The sequence below is a fragment of the Kribbella sp. NPDC059898 genome, from assembly GCF_042730855.1.
Taxonomy (GTDB): domain Bacteria; phylum Actinomycetota; class Actinomycetes; order Propionibacteriales; family Kribbellaceae; genus Kribbella.
Genome location: NZ_JBHWKR010000009.1, coordinates 233,638 through 254,058 on the forward strand (window position 1 = coordinate 233,638; position 20,421 = coordinate 254,058).

At 69.7% G+C, this 20,421-nt stretch carries 22 protein-coding genes; 13 read left to right on the top strand and 9 right to left on the bottom strand.

The features are described 5' to 3' along the window. Positions 1-45: 45 nt before the first annotated feature. On the bottom strand, positions 46-822 hold the full coding sequence (locus ACFV9C_RS27390) for a TetR/AcrR family transcriptional regulator (protein WP_380198059.1): 777 nt from the start codon (positions 820-822) through the stop codon (positions 46-48). Between the two features lie 72 nt (positions 823-894). Here ACFV9C_RS27390 and ACFV9C_RS27395 point away from each other — a divergent pair, with 72 nt between their 5' ends. The 3 genes from ACFV9C_RS27395 to ACFV9C_RS27405 are packed head-to-tail and all read left to right on the top strand — an operon-like array spanning position 895 to position 3,359. After that, on the top strand, positions 895-1,728 hold the full coding sequence (locus tag ACFV9C_RS27395; RefSeq protein WP_380198061.1) for an NmrA family NAD(P)-binding protein: 834 nt from the start codon (positions 895-897) through the stop codon (positions 1,726-1,728). Between the two features lie 17 nt (positions 1,729-1,745). Beyond that, positions 1,746-2,309, top strand: coding sequence for a DinB family protein (locus tag ACFV9C_RS27400; protein ID WP_380198062.1), 564 nt, complete (start codon positions 1,746-1,748; stop codon positions 2,307-2,309). A 33-nt stretch (positions 2,310-2,342) separates the two neighbouring features. Continuing rightward, on the top strand, positions 2,343-3,359 hold the full coding sequence (locus tag ACFV9C_RS27405) for an Rv2578c family radical SAM protein (protein WP_380198064.1): 1,017 nt from the start codon (positions 2,343-2,345) through the stop codon (positions 3,357-3,359). Positions 3,360-3,363: 4 nt separating this feature from the next. Here the strand turns inward: ACFV9C_RS27405 and map are convergent, their stop codons facing one another. Then, positions 3,364-4,131: a type I methionyl aminopeptidase gene (gene map / locus ACFV9C_RS27410; protein WP_380198065.1), complete on the bottom strand. Its 768-nt coding sequence runs from the start codon at positions 4,129-4,131 to the stop codon at positions 3,364-3,366. A 100-nt stretch (positions 4,132-4,231) separates the two neighbouring features. Here map and ACFV9C_RS27415 point away from each other — a divergent pair, with 100 nt between their 5' ends. After that, positions 4,232-5,362, top strand: a complete 1,131-nt coding sequence (locus ACFV9C_RS27415) for a CapA family protein (protein ID WP_380198068.1) — start codon at positions 4,232-4,234, stop codon at positions 5,360-5,362. 61 nt (positions 5,363-5,423) lie between these two features. Then, positions 5,424-5,966 carry an rRNA adenine N(6)-methyltransferase family protein gene (locus tag ACFV9C_RS27420; protein WP_380198070.1) on the top strand — a complete coding sequence of 181 codons (543 nt, stop codon included), beginning with the start codon at positions 5,424-5,426 and terminating at the stop codon, positions 5,964-5,966. A 115-nt stretch (positions 5,967-6,081) separates the two neighbouring features. On the opposite strand, the gene ACFV9C_RS27425 is transcribed toward ACFV9C_RS27420, so the two are convergent. After that, entirely contained in the window at positions 6,082-7,818 is a 1,737-nt protein-coding gene (locus tag ACFV9C_RS27425; RefSeq protein WP_380198072.1) for an ABC transporter ATP-binding protein, read from the bottom strand. Continuing rightward, positions 7,815-9,536 carry an ABC transporter ATP-binding protein gene (locus ACFV9C_RS27430; protein WP_380198073.1) on the bottom strand — a complete coding sequence of 574 codons (1,722 nt, stop codon included), beginning with the start codon at positions 9,534-9,536 and terminating at the stop codon, positions 7,815-7,817. Before ACFV9C_RS27430 ends, ACFV9C_RS27425 begins: the two co-directional genes overlap by 4 nt. Before the next feature lie 87 nt (positions 9,537-9,623). Here ACFV9C_RS27430 and ACFV9C_RS27435 point away from each other — a divergent pair, with 87 nt between their 5' ends. Next, positions 9,624-10,226: a lysoplasmalogenase gene (locus ACFV9C_RS27435; protein WP_380198075.1), complete on the top strand. Its 603-nt coding sequence runs from the start codon at positions 9,624-9,626 to the stop codon at positions 10,224-10,226. A gap of 63 nt (positions 10,227-10,289) precedes the next feature. After that, entirely contained in the window at positions 10,290-11,255 is a 966-nt protein-coding gene (locus tag ACFV9C_RS27440) for a glycerophosphodiester phosphodiesterase (RefSeq protein WP_380198076.1), read from the top strand. 68 nt (positions 11,256-11,323) lie between these two features. On the opposite strand, the gene ACFV9C_RS27445 is transcribed toward ACFV9C_RS27440, so the two are convergent. Beyond that, positions 11,324-11,659: a PspC domain-containing protein gene (locus tag ACFV9C_RS27445; RefSeq protein WP_380198078.1), complete on the bottom strand. Its 336-nt coding sequence runs from the start codon at positions 11,657-11,659 to the stop codon at positions 11,324-11,326. Positions 11,660-11,789: 130 nt separating this feature from the next. Between ACFV9C_RS27445 and ACFV9C_RS27450 the strand changes: the two genes are divergently transcribed. From ACFV9C_RS27450 to groL, 4 genes are all read left to right on the top strand, one after another. Further along, positions 11,790-12,281, top strand: coding sequence for a SigE family RNA polymerase sigma factor (locus ACFV9C_RS27450; RefSeq protein ID WP_380198079.1), 492 nt, complete (start codon positions 11,790-11,792; stop codon positions 12,279-12,281). Continuing rightward, complete coding sequence (locus ACFV9C_RS27455) at positions 12,278-13,105, top strand: PASTA domain-containing protein (protein WP_380198080.1); 828 nt, start codon at positions 12,278-12,280, stop codon at positions 13,103-13,105. The genes ACFV9C_RS27450 and ACFV9C_RS27455 overlap by 4 nt, the downstream gene beginning before the upstream one ends. 33 nt (positions 13,106-13,138) lie before the next feature. After that, entirely contained in the window at positions 13,139-13,465 is a 327-nt protein-coding gene (locus ACFV9C_RS27460) for an MmcQ/YjbR family DNA-binding protein (protein ID WP_380198082.1), read from the top strand. 218 nt (positions 13,466-13,683) lie between these two features. Next, positions 13,684-15,309 (top strand): chaperonin GroEL, encoded by a 1,626-nt coding sequence (gene groL / locus ACFV9C_RS27465; protein WP_380198084.1) that lies wholly within the window; start codon positions 13,684-13,686, stop codon positions 15,307-15,309. A 74-nt stretch (positions 15,310-15,383) separates the two neighbouring features. On the opposite strand, the gene ACFV9C_RS27470 is transcribed toward groL, so the two are convergent. Further along, positions 15,384-16,334, bottom strand: a complete 951-nt coding sequence (locus ACFV9C_RS27470) for a glycoside hydrolase family 6 protein (protein ID WP_380198085.1) — start codon at positions 16,332-16,334, stop codon at positions 15,384-15,386. A 45-nt stretch (positions 16,335-16,379) separates the two neighbouring features. Next, positions 16,380-16,760, bottom strand: coding sequence for a ribonuclease domain-containing protein (locus tag ACFV9C_RS27475; protein WP_380198087.1), 381 nt, complete (start codon positions 16,758-16,760; stop codon positions 16,380-16,382). A gap of 210 nt (positions 16,761-16,970) precedes the next feature. Here ACFV9C_RS27475 and ACFV9C_RS27480 point away from each other — a divergent pair, with 210 nt between their 5' ends. Further along, on the top strand, positions 16,971-17,900 hold the full coding sequence (locus ACFV9C_RS27480) for a GNAT family N-acetyltransferase (protein WP_380198088.1): 930 nt from the start codon (positions 16,971-16,973) through the stop codon (positions 17,898-17,900). 73 nt (positions 17,901-17,973) lie between these two features. Beyond that, complete coding sequence (locus ACFV9C_RS27485; RefSeq protein WP_380198090.1) at positions 17,974-18,429, top strand: hypothetical protein; 456 nt, start codon at positions 17,974-17,976, stop codon at positions 18,427-18,429. Here ACFV9C_RS27485 and ACFV9C_RS27490 read toward each other — a convergent pair. Further along, positions 18,426-19,136: an FHA domain-containing protein gene (locus ACFV9C_RS27490; RefSeq protein ID WP_380198092.1), complete on the bottom strand. Its 711-nt coding sequence runs from the start codon at positions 19,134-19,136 to the stop codon at positions 18,426-18,428. The genes ACFV9C_RS27485 and ACFV9C_RS27490 overlap by 4 nt on opposite strands. Next, entirely contained in the window at positions 19,133-20,410 is a 1,278-nt protein-coding gene (locus tag ACFV9C_RS27495; RefSeq protein WP_380198094.1) for a VWA domain-containing protein, read from the bottom strand. The genes ACFV9C_RS27490 and ACFV9C_RS27495 overlap by 4 nt, the downstream gene beginning before the upstream one ends. Positions 20,411-20,421 lie beyond the last annotated feature (11 nt).

Sequence of the window (20,421 nt, forward strand, 5' to 3'; positions counted from 1 at the left end):
CCTCGGGGGAGGCACACGCTCAACCCGGTCGGCGCGAACGTGTTGTCAGGTGCTCGCTGACGGTTCGATGCCGTCGAGCAGGCGGTCGAGGCCGTAGCGGTAGGCGTCGTCGGCGGTGGACTTGTAGCCGTCGGCGTGCCAGATGGCCGTCATCGCCGGATGCCGGTCGACGTCGAAGTACGTCTCCCACAGGTCGTTGCGCTCGGACCACCAGGCGTTGTTGGTCTGCCCGGTCGTCTGCTCGACGAGGCGACTCTCCGCTTCCAGGCCGGCGGCCGAGTCGACGTACGTCGTGATCGCGAGCGCGGCCGTGTTCGTCTCGGTCGGGCTGAGGCCGAGGCCGAGCAGTACCGACAGCAGGTACTCCCGTCCCGCGAGCATGCCCGGGCCGACCGGCGGGCGGATCGTGGAGATCTGCGACAACCACAGGTGCCGCCGGAACATCTCCCGCGTCTGGACGGAGTAGATCTCCACCTGCTCGCGCCAGTCCGCCGGTCGCCGCTCGCCCGGGCCTGGCAGGCGGCGTTCGCCGAGCACCTGGTCGACCATCAGGTCGAGCAACTCCTCCTTGGACGGTACGTACGTGTAGAGCGTCATCGTGCCGACGCCGAGCTCCTTCGCCAGCCCGCCCATCGACGCGGCCGTCAGCCCTTGTTCGTCGGCGAGCCGGATGCCTGCCTGTACGACGTCGTCGACGGTCAGCGAGGGCCGCCGCCCGGCGCCGCGCTTGCGCTGCGGGTCCGAGGGCAGCTGCCGGTGGTTGCGCCACAGCAACGCCAGCGTCCGGTCCGGCTGTCCCTCACCACTTCGCCGCTCACTCACGCGGCCTACGATAGGCGCTCGATTGAATTCTCGTATACCCTACGGGAATTCATTGTGGGAGAGGAGACGGACATGACGATCCTGGTGACGGGCGCGACCGGGAGCGTGGGGCGGCTGCTGGTCGACGAGTTGGTCGCCGCGGGCGCGCCGGTGCGGGCGCTGACCGCGAACCCGGTGCGTGCGGCGCTGCCGGAGGGCGTGGAGGTCGCCCGCGGGTACCTCGGGAAGCCGGCGACGCTGCCCGCGGCACTCGCGGGCGTCGACACGGTGTACCTGGCGCCGCTTCCGGCGTACGTCGACGACTTCGTCCGCTGTGCGCGGGACGCCGGCGTGCGGCGGGTCGTCGTACTGTCGGGGGAGCCGGCGGAGTACGAGGCGCAGGGGGATCCGGCGAGCTGGCACTACTACCGGCTGGAGCGGGCGATCGAGGCGGGCGGGTTCACGTGGACGTTCCTGCGGCCGGGGCAGTTCATGACCAACACGCTCGGCTGGGCGCCGTCGATCAAGGCCGAGGGAGTGGTGCGGGCGCCGTTCGGGAACGCCGTGCAGACGCCGATCGACCTCGCCGACATCGCGGCGGTGGCGCGGGTGGTGCTGCTGTCGGAGCGGTACGACGGCGCGAAGATCGCGATGAGCGGGCCCGAGGCGATCACCCCGCCGGAGCAGGTCGCGCACATCGCGGCAGCCATCGGCAAGGAGGTCCGCTTCGAGGAGCAGACGCCGGACGAGTACCTCGCGGCGCTGGCTCCGGCGGTCGGCCTGGAAACCGCTCAGTGGCTGCTCGACGGCTTCCGGATGATGGCGGAGTGGCCGATGAAACCCGAGCCCGCGGTCCTCGAACTGACCGGCCGCCCTGCGGTCACCTATGCCGAATGGGCTCGCGCGAATGCCGACGCGTTCCGCTGACTGGCATGATCGCGGACGTGAAAGATCTCATGCACGGATACCTCCGTAAGGCCCGTGAGGCCATGGTCTGGAAGCTCGACGGACTCGGTGAGTACGACGTACGCCGGCCGCTGACGCCGACCGGGACCAATCTGCTCGGGATGATCAAGCATCTGTCGAGCGTGGAGGCCTGGTACTTCGGGAAGACGTTCGAGCGGCCGTTCCCCGAGGAGATGTCCTGGTGGGACGACGACGCGGACCCGAATGCCGACTCGTGGGTGACCCCGGAGGAGACGCGCGAGGACATCGTCGGTCTGTACCGGCGGGTGTGGGCGCATGCCGACGCCACGATCGACGCGCTGGCGCTGGACGCACCGGGGCACGTGCCGTGGTGGCGAACGCCGGACACGACGCTGCACGCGATCCTCGTACACATGATCGCCGAGACGAACCGGCACGCCGGGCACGCGGACATCCTGCGTGAGCTGCTCGACGGGGCCGCCGGGATGAGTCCGAACAACTCCAACCTGCCGGAGGGGGACGCGGCCTGGTGGGCGGCACACCGCGAGCGCGTCGAGGAGGCTGCGCGGGCGGTGAATTGACGTCGGTGTCGAACATGTGTTCGACTATAGCGCATGAGGTGGGCGGGGCAACGCATCGACGCCGAGACCCCGGGGACGTTGCCGGGGCTCGGGGCGATCGCGGGCCTGGTGCGGTCGGTGACGACGCCGGAGTTCCAGGGGATCACGTTCCACGAGGTGCTGGCGCGGTCCGCGCTGAACTCGGTCCCCGGTTCGGCGCTGCCGTTCAACTGGACCGTGAACCCGTACCGCGGCTGCACCCACGCCTGCCGGTACTGCTTCGCCCGCCCGACCCATGCGTACCTGGAGCTCGACACCGGGCAGGACTTCGACCGGCAGATCGTGGTGAAGACCAACGTCGCCGAGGTCCTGCGCCGCGAGCTCGCCCGTCCGTCCTGGTCCCGCGAACCGGTTGCCCTGGGCACCAACACCGACCCGTACCAGCGCGCCGAGGGCCGGTACCGCCTGATGCCGGGCATCATCGAAGCGCTTGCCTCCTCCGGCACGCCGCTGTCCATCCTCACCAAGGGCACCCTGCTCCGCCGTGACCTGCCACTGCTGACCGAGGCAGCCGCCGACGTCCCAGTCGGTGTCGCGGTCTCGCTGGCCCTGGGGGACGAGGTGCTACGCCGCCGCCTCGAGCCCGGCGTACCGTCGGTCCGCGGCCGCCTCGACTTCATCCGCGCGATCCGCGACGCCGGGCTGCCGTGCGGCGTGATGGTCGCGCCCGTCCTGCCCTGGCTGACCGACTCCACCGAGCAGCTCGACGAACTCCTCGCCTCCCTGTCGACCGCGGGCGCCACCGGCGTCACCCCGCTCGTGCTGCATCTGAGACCCGGGGTGAAGGAGTGGTTCATGAAATGGCTCGCCTACGACCACCCCGCCCTGGTCAGCTGCTACGAGTCCCTGTATGCCCACGGCGCCTACGCGGCCCCCAGCTACCAACGTGCCTTCGACACCAAAGTTCGCCCCCTGCTGAGGAAACACGGCTTCGGCGCCCGCACATCCCACCGCTCCGAACCCATCCGCGGCATGCACCCACCACAACCTCCCCAAGACCCCTTGTTCTGAAGGCCTAGGGCAGCGTGAGGATTCGGGGGCCTTCGGGGGTGATGGCTACGGTGTGCTCGGCGTGGGCGCCGCGGGTGTGGTCGGCGGAGCGGAGGGTCCAGCCGTCGGCGTCGATCCGGTAGGCGGAGCCGGGGCCGGACCAGAACCACGGTTCGATCGCGAAGACGTGGCCGGCCTGGAGTTTGAGGCCGCGGCCCGGGCGGCCGTCGTTCGGGATGTGCGGGTCCTGGTGCATGCGGCGACCGATGCCGTGGCCGCCGAAGTCGAGGTTGGTGCCGACGCCGGCGCGTTGGCCGACCCGGCCGATCGCGGCGCCGATGTCGCCGATCCGGTGGCCCGGTACGGCGGCCGCGATTCCGGCCGCGAGGGCTTCCTCGGTGGTCGCGATCAGCTCCAGGTCCGCGGCCCGCGGCGTGCCGACGCAGAAGCTGATCGCCGAGTCCGCGCACCAGCCGTCGACCGACGCGCCGCAGTCCACGTTCAGCAGGTCGCCGTCCTGCAGTCGTAGTTCGTTGGGCAGACCATGCAGTACGGCGTCGTTCACCGATGCGCAGATCACGCCGCTGAACGGCGCCGTCGCGAACCCGGGCTGGTATCCGTCGAACAACGACACCGCGCCGGCGGACCGCAGTACGTCCCGCGCGACCTCGTCGAGCTCGAGCAGCGAGACGCCGGCCGTGGCGTGCTTCTTCACGCTCTGCAACGCGTTCGCGACCACTCGCCCGGCCGCGCGCATCTGCTCGATCTCCGCCGGCGTCCTCAGCTCGACCATGGTTCCACTTACTACCACACCGCGTTGGACACGATCAGGTCTCCGTCCCAACCAACCGCGCGGACCCGGCGTCTCCACCGACAACACCAAGGGGGCGGGGATGGCGGTACGACGACGCGCAGTACTCGGGGGAATGCTCGCCGGAGCCGCCGCGCTGACGACCAGCGGATGTCTGGCGGACACGTACGCCGACGCGACGAGCCCTCGTTCGACGACGCCTTCGCCGGGACAGAGGCCGCAACGCATCACGGTCGTCGCGACCGGCGACGTACTGCTGCACGAACGTCTGTGGACCACCGCGAAACGCGACGGCTCCGACTGTCAATGGGACTTCGCTCCGCTGATGAGCAGCGTGAAACCCCTTGTACAGCAGGCTGATCTCGCCATCGCACACCTGGAGACGCCGCTCGCCAAGCTCGGCGGGCCGTACCACGGCTACCCGCTCTTCCAAGGGCCGCCGCAGATCGCGACCGCGCTCAAGCGGACCGGGTACGACCTGTGCACGACTGCCAGCAACCACAGTTTCGACGGTGGCGCCGCGGGCGTCGACCGGACGCTCGACACGCTCGACAAGGCCGGTCTCAGGCATGCCGGTACGGCGCGGTCGCGGTCCGATGCGGAGCAGGTCACGATCGTCGACGTACACGGGGTGAAGGTCGCGTCGTTGAGCTTCACGTTCGGGTTCAACGGGTTGCCGTATCCGGACGGGGAGACCTGGCGGGCCGCCAAGATCAGCACGAAGTCGATCCGGCTGCGCGCGCAGGAGGCGCGTGATCGGGGCGCGGAGCTGGTGATCGTCAGTTGCCACTGGGGAACGGAGTACTCCAGCAAGCTGGACGACCTGCAGCGCGAAGTCGGGCCGCAACTGCTTGCCGACAGCAACATCGACCTGGTGATCGGGCATCATGCGCACGTGGTGCAGCCGATGCAGGAGATCGACGGGAAGTGGATCGCGTACGGGCACGGGAACCTGGTCGCCGCGCATCGGGAGCCGGAGAGCCGGAAGGCGGAGGGGCTGCTGACGCGGTTCACGTTCACGCGTGGTGCGAGCGGCTGGCGGACGGCGGCGGAGTACGCGCCGCTGCTGATGACGGACGACCTGCCGGTGCGGGTGCTCGACGTACGGCGGGAGCTCGCCAAGGGCACCGCCCGGCGTCGGCGGCTCGAGTTGGCGGAACGGCGTACGACGGAGACCGTGACGGCGCTGGGGGCGGCGCCGAAAATGCTTTGAACAGTGGAGGATGCGGCGTTTAGGGTCGACCGCATGATTACGTACTTCGTGATGGTCCGTCGTGCCCGCCTCCGGGCAGGCGAGGGGTGCCTGGGGATGGCATCCGCTCGATAGTCGTTGGGCCCAACGGGTTGTGGACGCGGCCGGGATCGTCCCAGGCGACCTCGTCCTCGACGTCGGTGCCGGCCTCGGCGCACTGACCGCGCCTTTGGTCCGCGCCGGCGCCCGCGTGATCGCGGTCGAACTCCATCCGGGTCGTGCCGACAGGTTGCGCCGGCGGTTCGCGGACGCACCGGTGACGGTGGTTCGTGCGGATGCCGGTGATCTCCGGTTGCCGTCACGACCGTTCCGGGTGGTGTCGAGCCCGCCGTACAACATCTCCACGCTGCTGCTGAAACGCCTGCTGGCACAGGGCTCTCGCCTGGTGTCGGCCGATCTGGTGTTGCAGCGGCAGGTGGCGAACCGGTGGGTCCGCGGCGAAGCTCCCGGAGCCAACAGGTGGCTCCGCCACTACAACCCGTCAATCGGCCTGCACCTACCCCGCAGAGCGTTCACCCCACCACCCCACGTCGACTCCTCAGTCCTACTACTACGCAAACGCTAAGAACCCCCGCCCCTCGCTTCGCTCGGGGCGGGGGTTGGGAATCAAGCCCACGCGGGGTAGTCCAGTTGACCGCGCGCGGTCGCCCCGCCAATCCGCGTGGATGGAGTGTCAGTTGTTAGCCGTGCCAGGAGTTCCAGAGGGCGGCGTAGGAGCCTTGGTGGGCTACTAGGTCGTCGTGGCTGCCTAGTTCTGTTATTCGGCCGTCTTCCACTACGGCTACTCGGTCGGCGTCGTGGGCTGTGTAGAGGCGGTGGGCGATGGCGATGACCGTTCGGCCTTCCAGTACTGCGGCCAGGGAGCGTTCCATATGGCGGGCTGCTCTCGGGTCGATCAGGGAGGTTGCTTCGTCCAGGACCAAGGTGTGAGGGTCGGCCAGGACCAAACGGGCGAGTGCGAGCTGCTGCGCCTGCGCAGGGGTGAGTGTCAGCTGGCCGGAGCCGACCCGCGTGTCCAAACCGGCCGGTAGCGCCTCGGCCCAGTCCCGTGCGTCGACAGCACTTAGCGCGTCCAACAGCTCAGCGTCGGTGGCCGACGGACGCGCCATCGACAGGTTGTCCCGCAGCGTACCCACGAAGACGTGGTGTTCCTGCGTCACCAACGCGACCTGTCTGCGTAGCTCGTCCAACGGCAGGTCCGTCATGCCGACTCCGCCGACCGTCACCGATCCGGTCCGCGGCGGATGGATGCCCGCCACCAACCTCCCCAACGTCGACTTCCCGGCCCCGGACGGCCCGACCATCGCGATCCGCTCGCCGGGCTGGATCGTCAGATCCACCCCGTGCAACACGTCCCGCCCATCGACGTACGAGAACCGCACGTCCCGCGCCTCGACCAGCTCGCCGTCCGGCCGCTCACCGGACGGCGTCCGATCATCCGGTACGTCGCTGATCCCGAGCAACCGCGCGAACGCCGCCCCACCCGACTGCAGCTCGTCCAGCCAGGACAGCAACCGGTCGACCGGGTCGATCAGCTGGTTCACGTACAGCACCGCGGCCGTCACCGCCCCCAGCGAGACATGCCCGTTGAGATGCAGCCATCCGCCGAACAGCAGCGTCCCGACAACCGGCACCAGATACCCCAGCTCGGCCGCCGGGAAGTACACGGTCCGCAGGAACAACGTGTACCGCTCGGCGTTGTACGACCCGCGGATGTCCTCGTCCCCGCGCCGCACCCGGTCGTCGTACCGCCGCAGCGCCTCGACCGTCCGCGCCCCCTCGACCGTCTCCGCGAGCGAGCTGGTCATCTGCGCGTACGCCGCGTTCTCGCGAAGGTACCCGTCCTTCGCCCGCCGCAAGTACCACTTCGTACTCAGCCACAGCAGCGGCACCATCGCAACCAACGGCACCAGCACCCACACGCCGACGAGCGCCGTCGCAACCGCCGTGAAGATCACCGTGACGAACGCGATGATCGTCTCCGGTACGGCGAACCGCACCGTCCGCGACAGCGTGTCCACGTCCCGCGACGTCCGCGACAACAGATCCCCGGTCCCGGCCCGCTCGACCGTGCCGATCGGCAGCGCCAGCGCGTTGTCGACGAACTCCTCGCGCAGCTCGGCCAGCACCTGCTCGCCGAGCGCGAACGACTTGTACCGCGCCCACCGGGTGAGCAGCGACTGCGCCACGATGAACCCGGCGATCACGACGATCACCAGATTCACCTTGGCCGCGGTCGTACCGTGCTGGACGTCCTGGACCAGGTCACCGATCAGCCGCGGCGCCGCCAGCCCGGACACCGCCGCGAGCGCGTGCAACAACATCGCGGCGAGCAACGTCCGCGGATGCCGGCGGGCCAGCCGACGCGCGTGCTGCCGGATCTCGGCCGACCCGGCCACGGGCAGGATCTGCCTCATCGCAGGGCCTCCTCTGCTTCGGTCTGACGGGTGACGGTGCGGCGGTACCGCGGGGTGGACGCGAGCAGCTCGCGGTGCTTGCCGGTGGCAACGACGCGGCCGGCGGCGACGAAGATCACCTCGTCGACGCGGTCCAGCAGCAGCGGGCTCGCGGTCAGCACGACGGTGCTCCGGCCGGCCCGGTACTCGTGCAGCCGGTCCGCGATCCGCGCCTCGGTGTGCGCGTCGACCGCCGACGTCGGCTCGACCAGCACCAGCACGGACGGGTCGGCGAGCAATGCTCGCACCAGGACGAGCCGCTGCCGCTGGCCGCCGGAGAACGAGCGGCCCTTCTCCTCCACCTCCGAGTCGAGCCCGTCCGGCAGCGCCACGAGCACGTCCTCCGCGGACGCCGTACGCATCGCCGCCAGCAGCTCGTCGTCGGTACGCCGGCCCGTCGGGTCGAGCTCAGCGCGCAGTAGGCCGGTGAACAGCTGGGAGCCGGTGTCGCTCACCAGGATCCGCTCGCGGATGTCCGACCGGGTGGCGCTGGCCAGTGTGACACCGCCGTACCGCACCTCGCTGGTGTCGTCGTACCGCCCGAGGCGGTCGGCGAGTGTGCCGTAGCTGTCCGGCTCGGCGGACACGATCGCGGTCAGCAGCCCGTCGCGGGCGCGGATGCCGGAGACCGGGTCGACCAGGTCGCCGTGGTCGGGCAGCCGCACCGGGGTGTCCGGCTCGACGATGTCCGGCTGCAACTCGAGCACCCGGTTCACGCGGCCCGCGGCCACGAGGCCCCGCATCAGCTGGTTTGCGAACTCCGTCGCCGTCCGCAGCGGCAGCACCAGGAACGTCGCATACCCGTAGAACGCGACCAGCGAGCCCGCGCTCAGCTGACCGCGGAGCGCGAAGTGCGCGCCGAGGCCGACGACCAGGACGACGAAGATGCCGGGCAGCAGCACCTGCGCCGCGTCCAGCACCGACTGGATCCCGGCCACCCGCACGCCGGCCTTGCGCACCTGCTGGGACTCGCTCCGGTACCGCTTGGAGAACGACTCCTCTCCGCCGATGCCGCGCAGCACCCGCAGCCCGGCGACGATGTCGGAACCGAGTGAGTTCAGCTCGCCGACCGCCTCGCGCTGCGCGGACTGCCGCTTGTGCAGCGGCCGCAGCATCGGGCCGAGCGCGAACAGCATCACCGGCACGCCGATCAGCACCACCAGCCCGAGCATCGTCGACGAGGACAGCAGGATCACCGCGACCACGAAGAACGCCACGATCGCGCCCGCGAACCGGGCCGAGATCTCCATCAGGTTCCCGATGTACGACAGGTCGCCGGCGCCGATGCTGACCACCTCGCCGGTGGCGAGCTGCTTCGGCAGTGTGGCACCGAGGTCGGCCGACTTCCGGGTCACCACCTGGACCGTCCGGTACGCCGCGGTCAGCCAGTTGGTGACCGCGAACCGGTGCCGCATGATCCCGGCCGTCGCCTGCACGACGCCGACCACGAACAGCAGCGCCGTCCAGCGCAGCAGCCGCTCGCCGTCCCGCGCCGCGATCCCCTCGTCGATGGCCCGGCCGAGGATCGCCGGGATGAATGCTTGCGCTGCCATCCAGAGAATTCCGAAGCCCATCCCGCCGGCGAGCGTGCGGGACTGACCGCGGGCGACCCACCACAGGTAGCGGGCCGGCGAGCGATGGTTCGGGAGGCCGGGATCGGCGAGGGGAAGTTGTTTCATGGCCCGTTCAGGCTAGGTCCCGGCTCCGACAGTTCGCATGCGAATTAATCGCAGCTGTGGACCCCTCGAACCGGCACCATCGGGGGCATGACGAGGGGATGGGGCTGGCTGCTCGCGTACGGCGTACTGACGGCGGCGCATCTGGTGACGATCGCGGTCGGGGAGACGTGGTCACAGCTGATCACCAAGGTGCTGCTGATGCCGACGCTGGCGGTGTGGGTGCGGGTCAATCGCGGTCCAGGGACGCTGCTGGTCGCCCTGGTCGCGTCCCTGGCCGGGGACTTCCTGTTGCAGGTGGATCAGCTCATACCGGGCATGCTGGCGTTCGGCGTCGCACATGTCTGTTATGTGGTGCTGTTCGCTCGCCGTGCTCGTAAGAGGTCGCTTGTGCTCGCAGCGGCGTACGGGGTGGTCTGGCTTGGAGCCCTGGCGCTGCTCTGGCCCGGTCTTGGTGACAACCGGATTCCTGTGGCTGTCTACTCGTTGCTGGTCACTGCTACGGCTGTCACGAGCGGCTGGAACGGCTGGCGTGCCGGTCTGGGTGGTGCGGTGTTCCTGATCTCGGACGGGCTCATCGGCGTGGGTTTGGCAGGACATGACTTCACAGCGCGCGACTATCTGGTGATGGCGACGTACTGCGTCGCGCAGTACCTGCTGTCGAGTGGTGTGTTGCGTGGTGACAGTCGGTAGACCTTCACCTTGCGTTGGGCAACGGGTTCCCGTCGGGCAATGTCGGGCCCCTGTCCTAGATCCATGTTGGTGATCGCGCATCGGGGAGCGAGCGGGTACCGCCCGGAACACACGCCGGCGGCCTACCGGCTGGCCGCGGTCCAGGGAGCCGACTACCTGGAACCGGACCTGGTCGCCACCCTCGACGGTGTCCTGGTCTGCCGGCACGAGAACGAGATCTCCGGTACGACGGACGTCGCGGAGCACCCGGTCTTCGCGGACCGGAAGATCACCAAGATCGTCGACGGGACGGCCGTCACCGGATGGTTCGTCGAGGACTTCACGTACGCCGAGCTCCGGACGCTGAGGACCCGTGAGCGGATGCCCGCGCTCCGGGCGAACAACACGGCGTACGACGGGCTGGAAGAGATCCCCACCTTCGACGACGTGGTGGGGCTGGCGCGGCGCGAGTCGGCGCGGCTGGGACGGCCGATCGGGGTGATCCCGGAGATCAAGCACCCGGCGTACTTCCGGCGGCTCGGACTACCGCTCGAGGAACTGCTCACCGAGCGGATCCTGGCGCTCCGGCTGCGGCCGGAAGAGATCATGGTGCAGTCGTTCGAGCCGACGAGCCTGCGCCGGCTGTCGGTGATGGCTCACGTGCCGTTGGTGCAGCTGATCGACGCCGAGAGCGCACCCAACGACTTCCTGCGGACGGGTGACGGGCGGACGTACGCCGACCTGATCGAGCCACGGGGCCTGCGGGAGGTGGCGACGTATGCACAGGTGCTGGCGCCGCACAAGGACCTCGTCGTACCGCGTACTGCGGACGGCTGCCTCGGGGAGCCGACCCGGCTGGTCGACAACGCGCATCGTGCCGGTCTGGCGGTCCAGGTCTGGACGTTCCGCGCCGAGCGGCGCTTCCTGCCGACGGCCACCGACTTCGCGACCGAACTGACCCGCTTCGCCGCACTGGGCCTGCAGGGCGTCTTCTCCGACCACCCGGACCAGGCGGTCGCGGCACTGCGCAAGTCTGCTCTCAACGTGTAGCAGCGGGGCAACCGCTGCCTGCGGTCACCCCGCCTGGGGTCCTGCGCCTCCGGCGGGCGCAGCCGTTCTCACGCCGCCGGGGGCTTGTTGTTGGTGTCGTCGTAGATGCGGGAGGCGATGTCCTGCTCGGTGCTGTCCTGGTGCTGGTTCACCGAGTGCTGGACGTTCTGCCAGACGGCCTTGCCGTCGGACTCGGGGATCACGATCCAGGCGACCGCGTAGCCGATCATCGCGGCGCCACCGGTGATCAGCGTCAGGCCGACCCAGCCGAGGCGGACCAGGGTCACGTCGACGTTCAGGTACTCGGCGATGCCGCCGGAGACGCCGGAGAGCATCCGCTGGTTCGCGGAACGACGGAGGACCTTGCCGGAGAGGTTCTGGAACGGTGCGTTGGAGTTCGTCATGGCTCTACTGTCCCGTTCCGGCACCCCTCCGCACATCAGGATCGGTACCGACCGACCCCTGACCCGACCCCGACGACTTTCGTGGAACCCGGCTCACCCGCCAGCCTGTCTCTAAGGGTGAGGAGGCGGAGTGGACGAGTTCACCGAGTACGTGACCGCTCGCTGGCCGACACTGGTCCGGTCGGCGGTGCTGCTCGGCTGTACGCCGTCCGAAGCCGAAGACCTCGTCCAGACCGCCCTGGAGCGCTGTCTGCTCAAGTGGAACCGGGTGCGCGTGGCGGAGGACCGGGACGCGTACGTGCACCGCGTACTGGTCAACTGCTTCCGCTCCTCCCGCAGACGCCGCTGGCACGGGGAGCTGCCGTCGGAAACGCTCCCCGAGACCACAGGCACCGACCAGACCACAACCGTCGACGACACCGACGCCATGATGCGCGCACTGGCCCGGCTGCCCGGTGACCAGCGCACGGCGGTCGTACTGCGGTACTACGCGCACCTGAGCGAACAACAGATGGCCTCCGTCCTAGGAGTAGCCGCCGGCACCGTCAAAAGCCGCCTGTCCCGCGCCGTGAAGGCCCTGTCGCAGGACCCGAACCTGGCAGAACTGCGAGAACCCCGATGACCGACCTACCCGACCTCCTGGAACGCACCGCGGCCCGAACCCCCGTAGGCCCACCCCCACTGGAAGCCCTCCACACCGGCGCCAAACGCCGCAGACGCCGCCGTACGGCGACAACCGTGGGAGCCGCCGCCGCAGCAGTCGGGGCCGTCATCAGCGCGACCGCCCTCCTCACCCCACCCCCACAAACCACCCCGGCCGCGCCACCCCCGACCCGCCTGGTCGGCATCGGCCACGCAGCCATCGCCGTACCCGCGACCTGGGGGACGAACCAGCTCACCTGTGCGACGCCGAGGGTCGACACTGTCGTCGTCGACCTGGGGGCGATCACCTACTGTGCGATGCCACGTCCCGCCGGGGTCGAGAGCGTGCAGCTCGGGCAGGGCGCGCCGCGGATGTTCTCGTTCCACGCCGACGAGACGCTTGAGATCGACGGCGTACCTGCCCAGCGGCAGCGCACGACGTGCAGCGCGGACTGGAACCACGTGCAGGTGTGCTCGGGAGCAGTGTGGATCCCGTCCCGAGATGTCTGGTTCTGGGCGCAGTCGTCCACTCGCGCCGACGAGGTCGACCGCATCCTGCGGCGGATCGTGCTGGTGCCGGACCGGGTCGCCGTACCGCTCGTCCATACCTACGACCGGGCGGGCCGGTGGCCGACTGCGGACGCCTACATTGCCGAGCTCACCCGCCTGGGGCTGAAGCCGGCGCTGCGGACGGTCAGGTCGCCCAACTACGCGACCGGAACGATCCATGCGGTTTCGCCTGGTCCGGGGACGATGCTGGCACCCGGCGCGACGGTCACCGTCACATACTTCGTGAAGTCCTGAAATTGTCGGCGGGGACGCCTAGCGTCTGAGGGTATGGATGCGGCGGCGGTGGTGAAGGTGATGGCGGGGTTGCCGGGAGCCGAGGAGCATGAGGGCTGGGCCGGGCAGCCGGTGTTCAAGGTGCGGAACAAGAGCTTCGCGTACCTGTCCGACGACCAGACCCGTATGCACCTCAAGGTGGCGCGTGAGGAGCTGGAGGCGCTGGTGGCTGAGGACCCGGCGGTCTTCACCGCGTCCTGGGGCGGCAGCTGGGTGCTCGTCGAGCTCGGGCTGGCCGACGAGGAGGAGATCGGCGAGCTGATCACGGAGGCGTGGCGGCTGACCGCCCCGAAGTACCTTGTCGCGCAGCTCGGCAGCTGAGGGCCCGGCTTGCACTCGTTTGGGGCGAGTGCTAATACTTGGTTAGCACTCCAAGGGCGAGAGTGATAAGTGCTCGTGCCCGGCGGGTGAGTAAGAAAGACGGCCTCGATGAGGTGCCGGGCAGCGGCGGGACATGAGCGTCGCGGTCGGGTGCCGTCCGTCGCGGGCATCGGAGCCGGCTGAACACCAAAGACTCGACGCGGGAGGACTCGCGGAGAATGCCCAAGCTGATTGCTTTCGATGAAGAGGCGCGCCGCGGCCTCGAGCGAGGGATGAACACCCTCGCCGATGCCGTCAAGGTGACGCTCGGCCCGAAGGGCCGCAACGTCGTGCTGGAGAAGAAGTGGGGCGCCCCCACGATCACCAACGACGGTGTCTCCATCGCCAAGGAGATCGAGCTCGAGGACCCGTACGAGAAGATCGGGGCCGAGCTCGTCAAGGAAGTTGCCAAGAAGACCGACGACGTCGCGGGTGACGGCACCACCACCGCGACCGTGCTGGCTCAGGCCCTCGTCCGCGAGGGGCTGCGCAACGTCGCCGCCGGCGCCAACCCGATGGGCCTGAAGAAGGGCATCGAGAAGGCCACCGAGGCGGTCAGCGAGCAGCTGCTGGCGCTGGCCAAGCCGGTCGAGACCCGTGAGCAGATCGCGGCGACGGCGTCCATCTCGGCCGCCGACACCCAGGTCGGCTCGATCATCGCCGAGGCGATGGACAAGGTCGGCAAGGAAGGTGTCATCACCGTCGAGGAGAGCAACACCTTCGGCCTCGAGCTCGAGCTCACCGAGGGTATGCGCTTCGACAAGGGCTACATCTCGCCGTACTTCGTGACCGACACCGACCGGATGGAGGCCGTCCTCGACGACCCGTACATCCTGGTGGTGAACAGCAAGATCGGCAGCATCAAGGACCTGGTCCCGGTGCTGGAGAAGGTCATGCAGACCGGCAAGCCGCTGGCGATCATCGCCGAGGACGTCGAGGGCGAGGCCCTGGCCACCCTGGTCGTCAACAAGATCAAGGGCACCTTCAAGGCCGTCGCCGTCAAGGCGCCGGGCTTCGGTGACCGCCGCAAGGCCATGCTGGTCGATATCGCGGTGCTGACCGGCGGCGAGGTGATCTCCGAGGAGGTCGGCCTCAAGCTCGACACCGTCGACCTGGAGCTGCTCGGCCAGGCCCGCAAGATCGTCGTCACCAAGGACGAGACGACCATCGTCGAGGGCTCGGGCGACGCCGACCAGATCACCGGCCGGGTGAACCAGATCCGCGCCGAGATCGACAAGTCGGACTCCGACTACGACCGCGAGAAGCTGCAGGAGCGGCTGGCCAAGCTGGCCGGCGGCGTTGCGGTCATCAAGGTCGGCGCGGCCACCGAGGTCGAGCTGAAGGAGCGCAAGCACCGCATCGAGGACGCCGTTCGCAACGCGAAGGCGGCCGTCGAGGAGGGCATCGTCGCCGGTGGTGGCGTGGCTCTGCTGCAGGCGTCCGTGGCGGCGTTCGCGAAGCTGGAGCTCGAGGGTGACGAGGCGACCGGTGCGCAGATCGTGCGCTCGGCCGTCGAGGCGCCGCTGAAGCAGATCGCCGTGAACGCCGGCCTCGAGGGCGGCGTCGTGGTGGAGAAGGTCCGCAACCTCGAGCCGGGTCACGGTCTGAACGCCGCGACCGGTGAGTACGTCGACCTGATCAAGACCGGCATCATCGACCCGGCCAAGGTGACGCGCTCGGCGCTGCAGAACGCGGCGTCCATCGCGGCCCTGTTCCTCACCACCGAGGCCGTCATCGCCGACAAGCCGGAGAAGGCCGCGGCCGCTCCGGGCGGCGCGCCCGACATGGGCGGCATGGACTTCTGATCCAGTAGTCCTGTAGTTCGACAGCACAAGCACCGAACAAAAGGTCCCGGGCCAACGCCCGGGACCTTTTGCGTTCAGATACCTGAGATCAGATGGTGGGCTAGGAGGGGGGAGAAGGTGCCGGTGGGGAGGGTGGGGGTTTGGCCGCAGGGGCCGTCGGATTGGCCGGGGGTGCGGAGCCAGAGGGTTAGGTCGACGGGGGGCTCGGCCGCGGCTGGTGGGGTGCCTAGTTTGCGGGCGGGTGGGTTGCAGGAGCTGCCGTCGGAGCCGTTGCCGTTGCGGCTGGTGTCGATGACGTAGTGGGAGCCGCCGCCGAGCGCGGCAAGGATCTCGGTGCCGCGGGCGACCGACTGGTCGGTGGTGAAGTAGTTCGCGGTGTTCAGCGCGAACCCGCGGATCTTCCCGACGTCCGCGAGCCGCAGCCGGCGGGCGATCTCCTTCGCGTCGCCCGACGTCACGTTCCCGGCGTCGAGGTACGTCCAGGTGTTCGGGTTCTTCGCCGCCAGCACGCCGACGGCGTACTTCAGCAGCGCGATCCGCGCGTTCCATTCCGACGTCGGGTAGCAGTCGAGCCGCGCGAGCGCGTCCGGCTCCAGCACCACGACCGCGGGCCGCGTCCCGATCCCGTCCGACACCGCCGAGATCCAGCGCCGGTACGCCGCGTCCGACGCGGCCCCGCCGCCGATCCCGCACTGCCGTCCCGGGAGGTCGTCCGTCACCAGCACCGGCAGCTTGTCCGCCTTCGCGGCCGCCGTCGTGTACGCCGTGACGCCCGCCTTCACGTCTCCGCTCAACGCACCGATCCACCGCGCCGACGGCTGATCGGCGATCTTCGACGCGAGCTCGGTGTCCTCGGGATGCCGCCGTACGTACGCCGCCACGTCCGACGCGGGGTCGACGTACAGGCCGTTGGTCAGCTTGAGCGGGTCGCCGGTCGCTTCGGCCAGCCCGGACTCGGGCCGGCCGAAGACGAGCAGCGCGGCGGTCAGCAACAGGCCGGCGGCCACGGGACGCAGAGTCGGCATCGCGAACAATCCTCCTGATCACTCAACGTGCCGACCACACTACCGTCAGCTGTTCTCGTCGACCTCGCAGAACGAGGAGTAGTGGTCGCTCGTGTAGTAGACGTGGGCCGGCGTGGTCTTCGCGCCGCCGCCGATCAGCCGGCGGGCGCCGCGGTCCGGGGAGCCGGGCGTGATCACGGTGTACTCGTGGTAGTAGCCGGAGGACTCGGACGGGAGGACGCCCTCCCGGTTGGAGAAGACGGTGCCGTCCTGCCTGTAAGGGAACGGCCCGCCGGAGTGGATCAGCTGGAGCGTGTCGTCGGCCTGCGACGGCAACGAGCTGAGCGCGCAGGTGTCGATCGTGGTGGGGGCGGTGGGGGCGGCGTACGCCGTGGACCCGAGGACAGCGGTGGATGCCAGGGTCACGGCAGCGATGAGGGTTCTCATGCTCGGGTCATTCCCCGCCCGAACCACGCCGGTACATCCCAGCTGTGAATAACAGCTGGACTATGACCCGGCGTACTCCTAGAGTCTGGCGCGGCGAGTAGGACCCGGAGCGGAAGGAGCGACCGATGAACACACTGACTTGTTTCCCGGCGCGTCCTGACCGCTCGCACAGCTCGCACTGAGCGGAGCGCGCCTCCTGCTGGAGGATTCGTGAACATCCGCACCACCGTCGAGGCCGACCTCGGCACCATCCTTGCTCTGATCGAGCAGAAGTCCGTGAACACCGTCACCGCCGAGCGGTACCGCGAGTACGTTGCCGCCGGCTACTACAAGCACGACTGGACCTGGGTCGCCGAGGAGAATGGCGCGATCCGGGCGCTGGCGATCTGGTGGGGCGTCCCGGACGAGCAGCACCCGTACAGCGTCGACGGCCTGTACTACGCCGGCGACGACGACCCGGTCCCGGCCTGGACCGAGCTGCTGAAGCACGCGGTCGCGTCCCGCCCGGACGGCCAGGAGCCGCCGGAGTACCACCTCTTCCTGGACAGCGACTGGCAGGACGAGCCGGACGTGGTCGCGGCGCTTGAGCCGCGGGCGCGGGCGGCGGCCGCGGTCGGCATGACCAGCGTCACCGACCGGCTGCGGTACGAGTGGAAGCCGCCGTACGGTCTGCCGTCGCGGTCGACCCGGCTGCGGTTCGAGCCGGCCGACGACGAGGCGTTCGTCGACGTGTTCATGCGGGTCAGCCAGGGCAGCCTGGACGCGGCGACCGCGCGGGAGATCGCCCGGCTGGGCGTCGAACAAGCGGCCCGCGAGGAGCTCGCCCTGTACAAGTCGATGCCGGGGGACCGGGACCTGTGGCGGGTCGCGTACGACGGCGATGACCTGGTCGGGTTCGCGATGCCGTCGGCGAACGCGGGCGGGCCGGTCGTCGGGTACCTCGGCGTCGTACCGGAGCACCGCGGGCGCGGGCTCAGCGACGACCTGCTGGCCGAGATCACCCATCTGCTCGCGGAGACCGGCGCCGAGCACATCCGCGCCGACACGGACTTCGGGAACGTGCCGATGGCGAAGAGTTTCGAGCGCCTCGGGTACCGGAAGTTCGCCGTCCGGCGGGTGCTGTCGTTCCCGGAGAACTGACCGGCCTGAGCTAGAGACGTGCCGGGCGGAGATCCTTATGCTCCCTGACATTCAGGAGGGTTGGGGAGCCGCGATGCGTGACATCGCGTTGATCCTGCACGGCTTCGCCGGTGTCGTGGCCGTCCCGTTCGGCCCGGCGGCGATCGCGCTCACGTTGCGCCGCCGCGGGCTGAACTGGGCCGGCGAGGTCTACCACTGGGCGATCGCGCTGGTCTGCCTGACCGCACTGGTGATGGTGCCGTACGACTGGGGCCGGCTCTGGTACTTCTGGCCGATCACCGTGGCGTCGTACCTGTTCGTGTACTTCGGCCAGCGCGCGGCCGAGGCGCCCGGCGGGCTCTGGTACCGCGGGGTGCTGCGCGGGTACGGCGGCGGCTGGATCGCGCTGTGGACGGCGATCGCGATCGTGGGGCTGCCGGAGCGCCCGTGGGCGTGGGTGATCCCGATCGTGGCCGGATCGGCGCTGATCGAATGGCTGTGCGTCCACCCGGCGAAGGGCTGGACCCGAGAGGTCCAGCCCGACGTCTAGGCCTGGCCGGCGAGCTCTTCCGGGGTGGCCTTGCGGACGACGAGACGGGTCCAGGCGCCGACATAGATGCGGTCGTCCGGGTTCAGCTCCTGGCGCTGGCCGGGGACGATCGGCGTTTCCGGGAGCGGACCGGCGGCGGACGCGACGTACGTGCCATTGGAGGATTGCAGGTCTTCCACCCACCAGCGCTGGCCGTCGGTGGTCAGCTGGGCCTGGCGGCGGCTGACACCGGTGTCGTCGCCGCAGTCGACCTCTGGCGAGATACCGCGGCTACGGGACGGCCGGCCGATCAGCAGGCTCTTCTCCACCAGCGGGATCACCGCAGGCAGACCCGGTGACGGGCAGGGGTCGTCGCTTTGCTGTACGGCGTACCAGTCCGGGTCGACCCACCGCTCGACGACCCACTCGGCCGTTGCCGCCGGAGCGGATGGGGTCGTGGGCGCTGGGGCGGCCGGCAGGTCGAGGGACGAGGCCGGACGCGGCATGGTGCCGGTGGTGAAGTCGTAGCCGCAGTTCTCGCAGAACAGGGCGTCCGCCGACGCGGGCTCCGAGCAGTTGGGACAGCTCTGACCAGCTGGTGCCGGTGCCGGCGCTTCCGGAGCAGGCGGTGCAGCTTCCTGTGCCTCCGGTGCGGCCATGGGGAGGCCGCAGACGTCGCAGTAGTCGGTGGAGGTGCTGGGGTGTCCGCTGGGACAGTTCACGGTCATTTGCGTACCCGGGTCGTCTTGGTGGAGGCCGTGTCGAGTGCCATCTCGTCGGCTTTCTCGACGGTGCGCTTGAGCCGCACCGTACCCGTTTCCTGGTCGTCGATGTCGACAACCTTCCGCAACCGCGTGGTCGCCTCCTCGTTGCCGGTCGCGGCGGCGAGCTGCACCGCGCGGCCGAGCTTGGTGGTCGCGGTCGCCGTGTCGCCGGCGGCCTTCGCGGCCAGACCGTCCTGGATCGCCTGCGCCAGCTCGGTCTGCCCGGTGTAGTGCGCGACCTCCGGGCTGATCCGGGTGGTGAGCGCGTCGTCCGCCGACCACAGCGCCTTCACCAGGCTCTGCGCGACCGTCTGGTCACCGAGCACGAGCTGGACCCGCGCCGCGAGCTGCTCCTGCCCGACCGCCTTCGCGGCCAGCCGGATCGCCACGTGGTAGTCCCGCGACTCGTCACCCCACGACCCGGTCGGGTACGACCCGGTCAGCGGGTTCACCGCCGTACGGCGCGATGTCAGGTCCTCGACCGTCGGCGCGACCTGCCGCACGAACAGCACCTCGGCACCCTGCGGCGCCCACACCCGCAGATCTGCCTGCGCGACACCGCGGCTCATCGCGTTCTGGATGATCTTCGCGAACTCGGCGGCCAGCTGGTTCGGTGCCGGGATGATGTCGACGGTGCCGAGCAGCGCCTGCGAGATCCGCCGTACTTCGTCCACCTGCCAGGCGACGCCGACACCGCGGGCGTCGCACTGGAACTGGCCGGTGACCGACTCGATCGCCTGGGTCAGCGCCTCCGGCGTCTCGTGCTGGTTCTCGCCGTCGGTCAGCAGCAGCGCGTGCTTCTGCGACAGCGACGGCACCGTCGCGAACACCCGCGATGCGAGTCGCAGCCAGGTACCCATCGCCGTACCGCCGTCGGCGTAGAAGCGGGACACCGCGTCCTTGGCGGCCTGCCGGGTGTACGGGTCCATCCTGACCATCACCGGCTCCGCGGAGGGCGGGAAGGCCAGCTGCGCGCGGTCGTTGCCGGAGATCACCGCGAACCAGACCCCGTCGAGGATCTGGTCGAGCGCGGTCTGCGCGGCGTACGCGGCCGCCTGGACGCCGTCGCGGCCCATCGAGCCGGAGGTGTCGACGATGATGATCTCGCCCGCGTCGCCGCTCCCGGACTGGCCGGCGGCACCGGCCCCGGCGCAGGTCACGGTGACGATCGCGTGGACGTCGGTCCCGCCGTCCGGCAGGAACTCGTTCTGGTAGACGGTGGCGGTGAAGTCGGCCATCTCGGGTTCCT

What these genes read in the sequence shown, in the direction of transcription:
- ACFV9C_RS27470 (WP_380198085.1), bottom strand. Translation starts at nt 16,334, where the DNA reads ATGCCGACTCTGCGTCCCGTGGCCGCCGGCCTGTTGCTGACCGCCGCG.
- ACFV9C_RS27405 (WP_380198064.1), top strand. Translation starts at nt 2,343, where the DNA reads ATGAGGTGGGCGGGGCAACGCATCGACGCCGAGACCCCGGGGACGTTG.
- ACFV9C_RS27455 (WP_380198080.1), top strand. Translation starts at nt 12,278, where the DNA reads ATGACCGACCTACCCGACCTCCTGGAACGCACCGCGGCCCGAACCCCC.
- ACFV9C_RS27445 (WP_380198078.1), bottom strand. Translation starts at nt 11,659, where the DNA reads ATGACGAACTCCAACGCACCGTTCCAGAACCTCTCCGGCAAGGTCCTC.
- ACFV9C_RS27435 (WP_380198075.1), top strand. Translation starts at nt 9,624, where the DNA reads ATGACGAGGGGATGGGGCTGGCTGCTCGCGTACGGCGTACTGACGGCG.
- ACFV9C_RS27495 (WP_380198094.1), bottom strand. Translation starts at nt 20,410, where the DNA reads ATGGCCGACTTCACCGCCACCGTCTACCAGAACGAGTTCCTGCCGGAC.
- ACFV9C_RS27395 (WP_380198061.1), top strand. Translation starts at nt 895, where the DNA reads ATGACGATCCTGGTGACGGGCGCGACCGGGAGCGTGGGGCGGCTGCTG.
- ACFV9C_RS27475 (WP_380198087.1), bottom strand. Translation starts at nt 16,760, where the DNA reads ATGAGAACCCTCATCGCTGCCGTGACCCTGGCATCCACCGCTGTCCTC.
- ACFV9C_RS27485 (WP_380198090.1), top strand. Translation starts at nt 17,974, where the DNA reads ATGCGTGACATCGCGTTGATCCTGCACGGCTTCGCCGGTGTCGTGGCC.
- ACFV9C_RS27490 (WP_380198092.1), bottom strand. Translation starts at nt 19,136, where the DNA reads ATGACCGTGAACTGTCCCAGCGGACACCCCAGCACCTCCACCGACTAC.
- groL (WP_380198084.1), top strand. Translation starts at nt 13,684, where the DNA reads ATGCCCAAGCTGATTGCTTTCGATGAAGAGGCGCGCCGCGGCCTCGAG.
- ACFV9C_RS27440 (WP_380198076.1), top strand. Translation starts at nt 10,290, where the DNA reads ATGTTGGTGATCGCGCATCGGGGAGCGAGCGGGTACCGCCCGGAACAC.
- ACFV9C_RS27430 (WP_380198073.1), bottom strand. Translation starts at nt 9,536, where the DNA reads ATGAAACAACTTCCCCTCGCCGATCCCGGCCTCCCGAACCATCGCTCG.
- ACFV9C_RS27425 (WP_380198072.1), bottom strand. Translation starts at nt 7,818, where the DNA reads ATGAGGCAGATCCTGCCCGTGGCCGGGTCGGCCGAGATCCGGCAGCAC.
- map (WP_380198065.1), bottom strand. Translation starts at nt 4,131, where the DNA reads ATGGTCGAGCTGAGGACGCCGGCGGAGATCGAGCAGATGCGCGCGGCC.
- ACFV9C_RS27460 (WP_380198082.1), top strand. Translation starts at nt 13,139, where the DNA reads ATGGATGCGGCGGCGGTGGTGAAGGTGATGGCGGGGTTGCCGGGAGCC.
- ACFV9C_RS27415 (WP_380198068.1), top strand. Translation starts at nt 4,232, where the DNA reads ATGGCGGTACGACGACGCGCAGTACTCGGGGGAATGCTCGCCGGAGCC.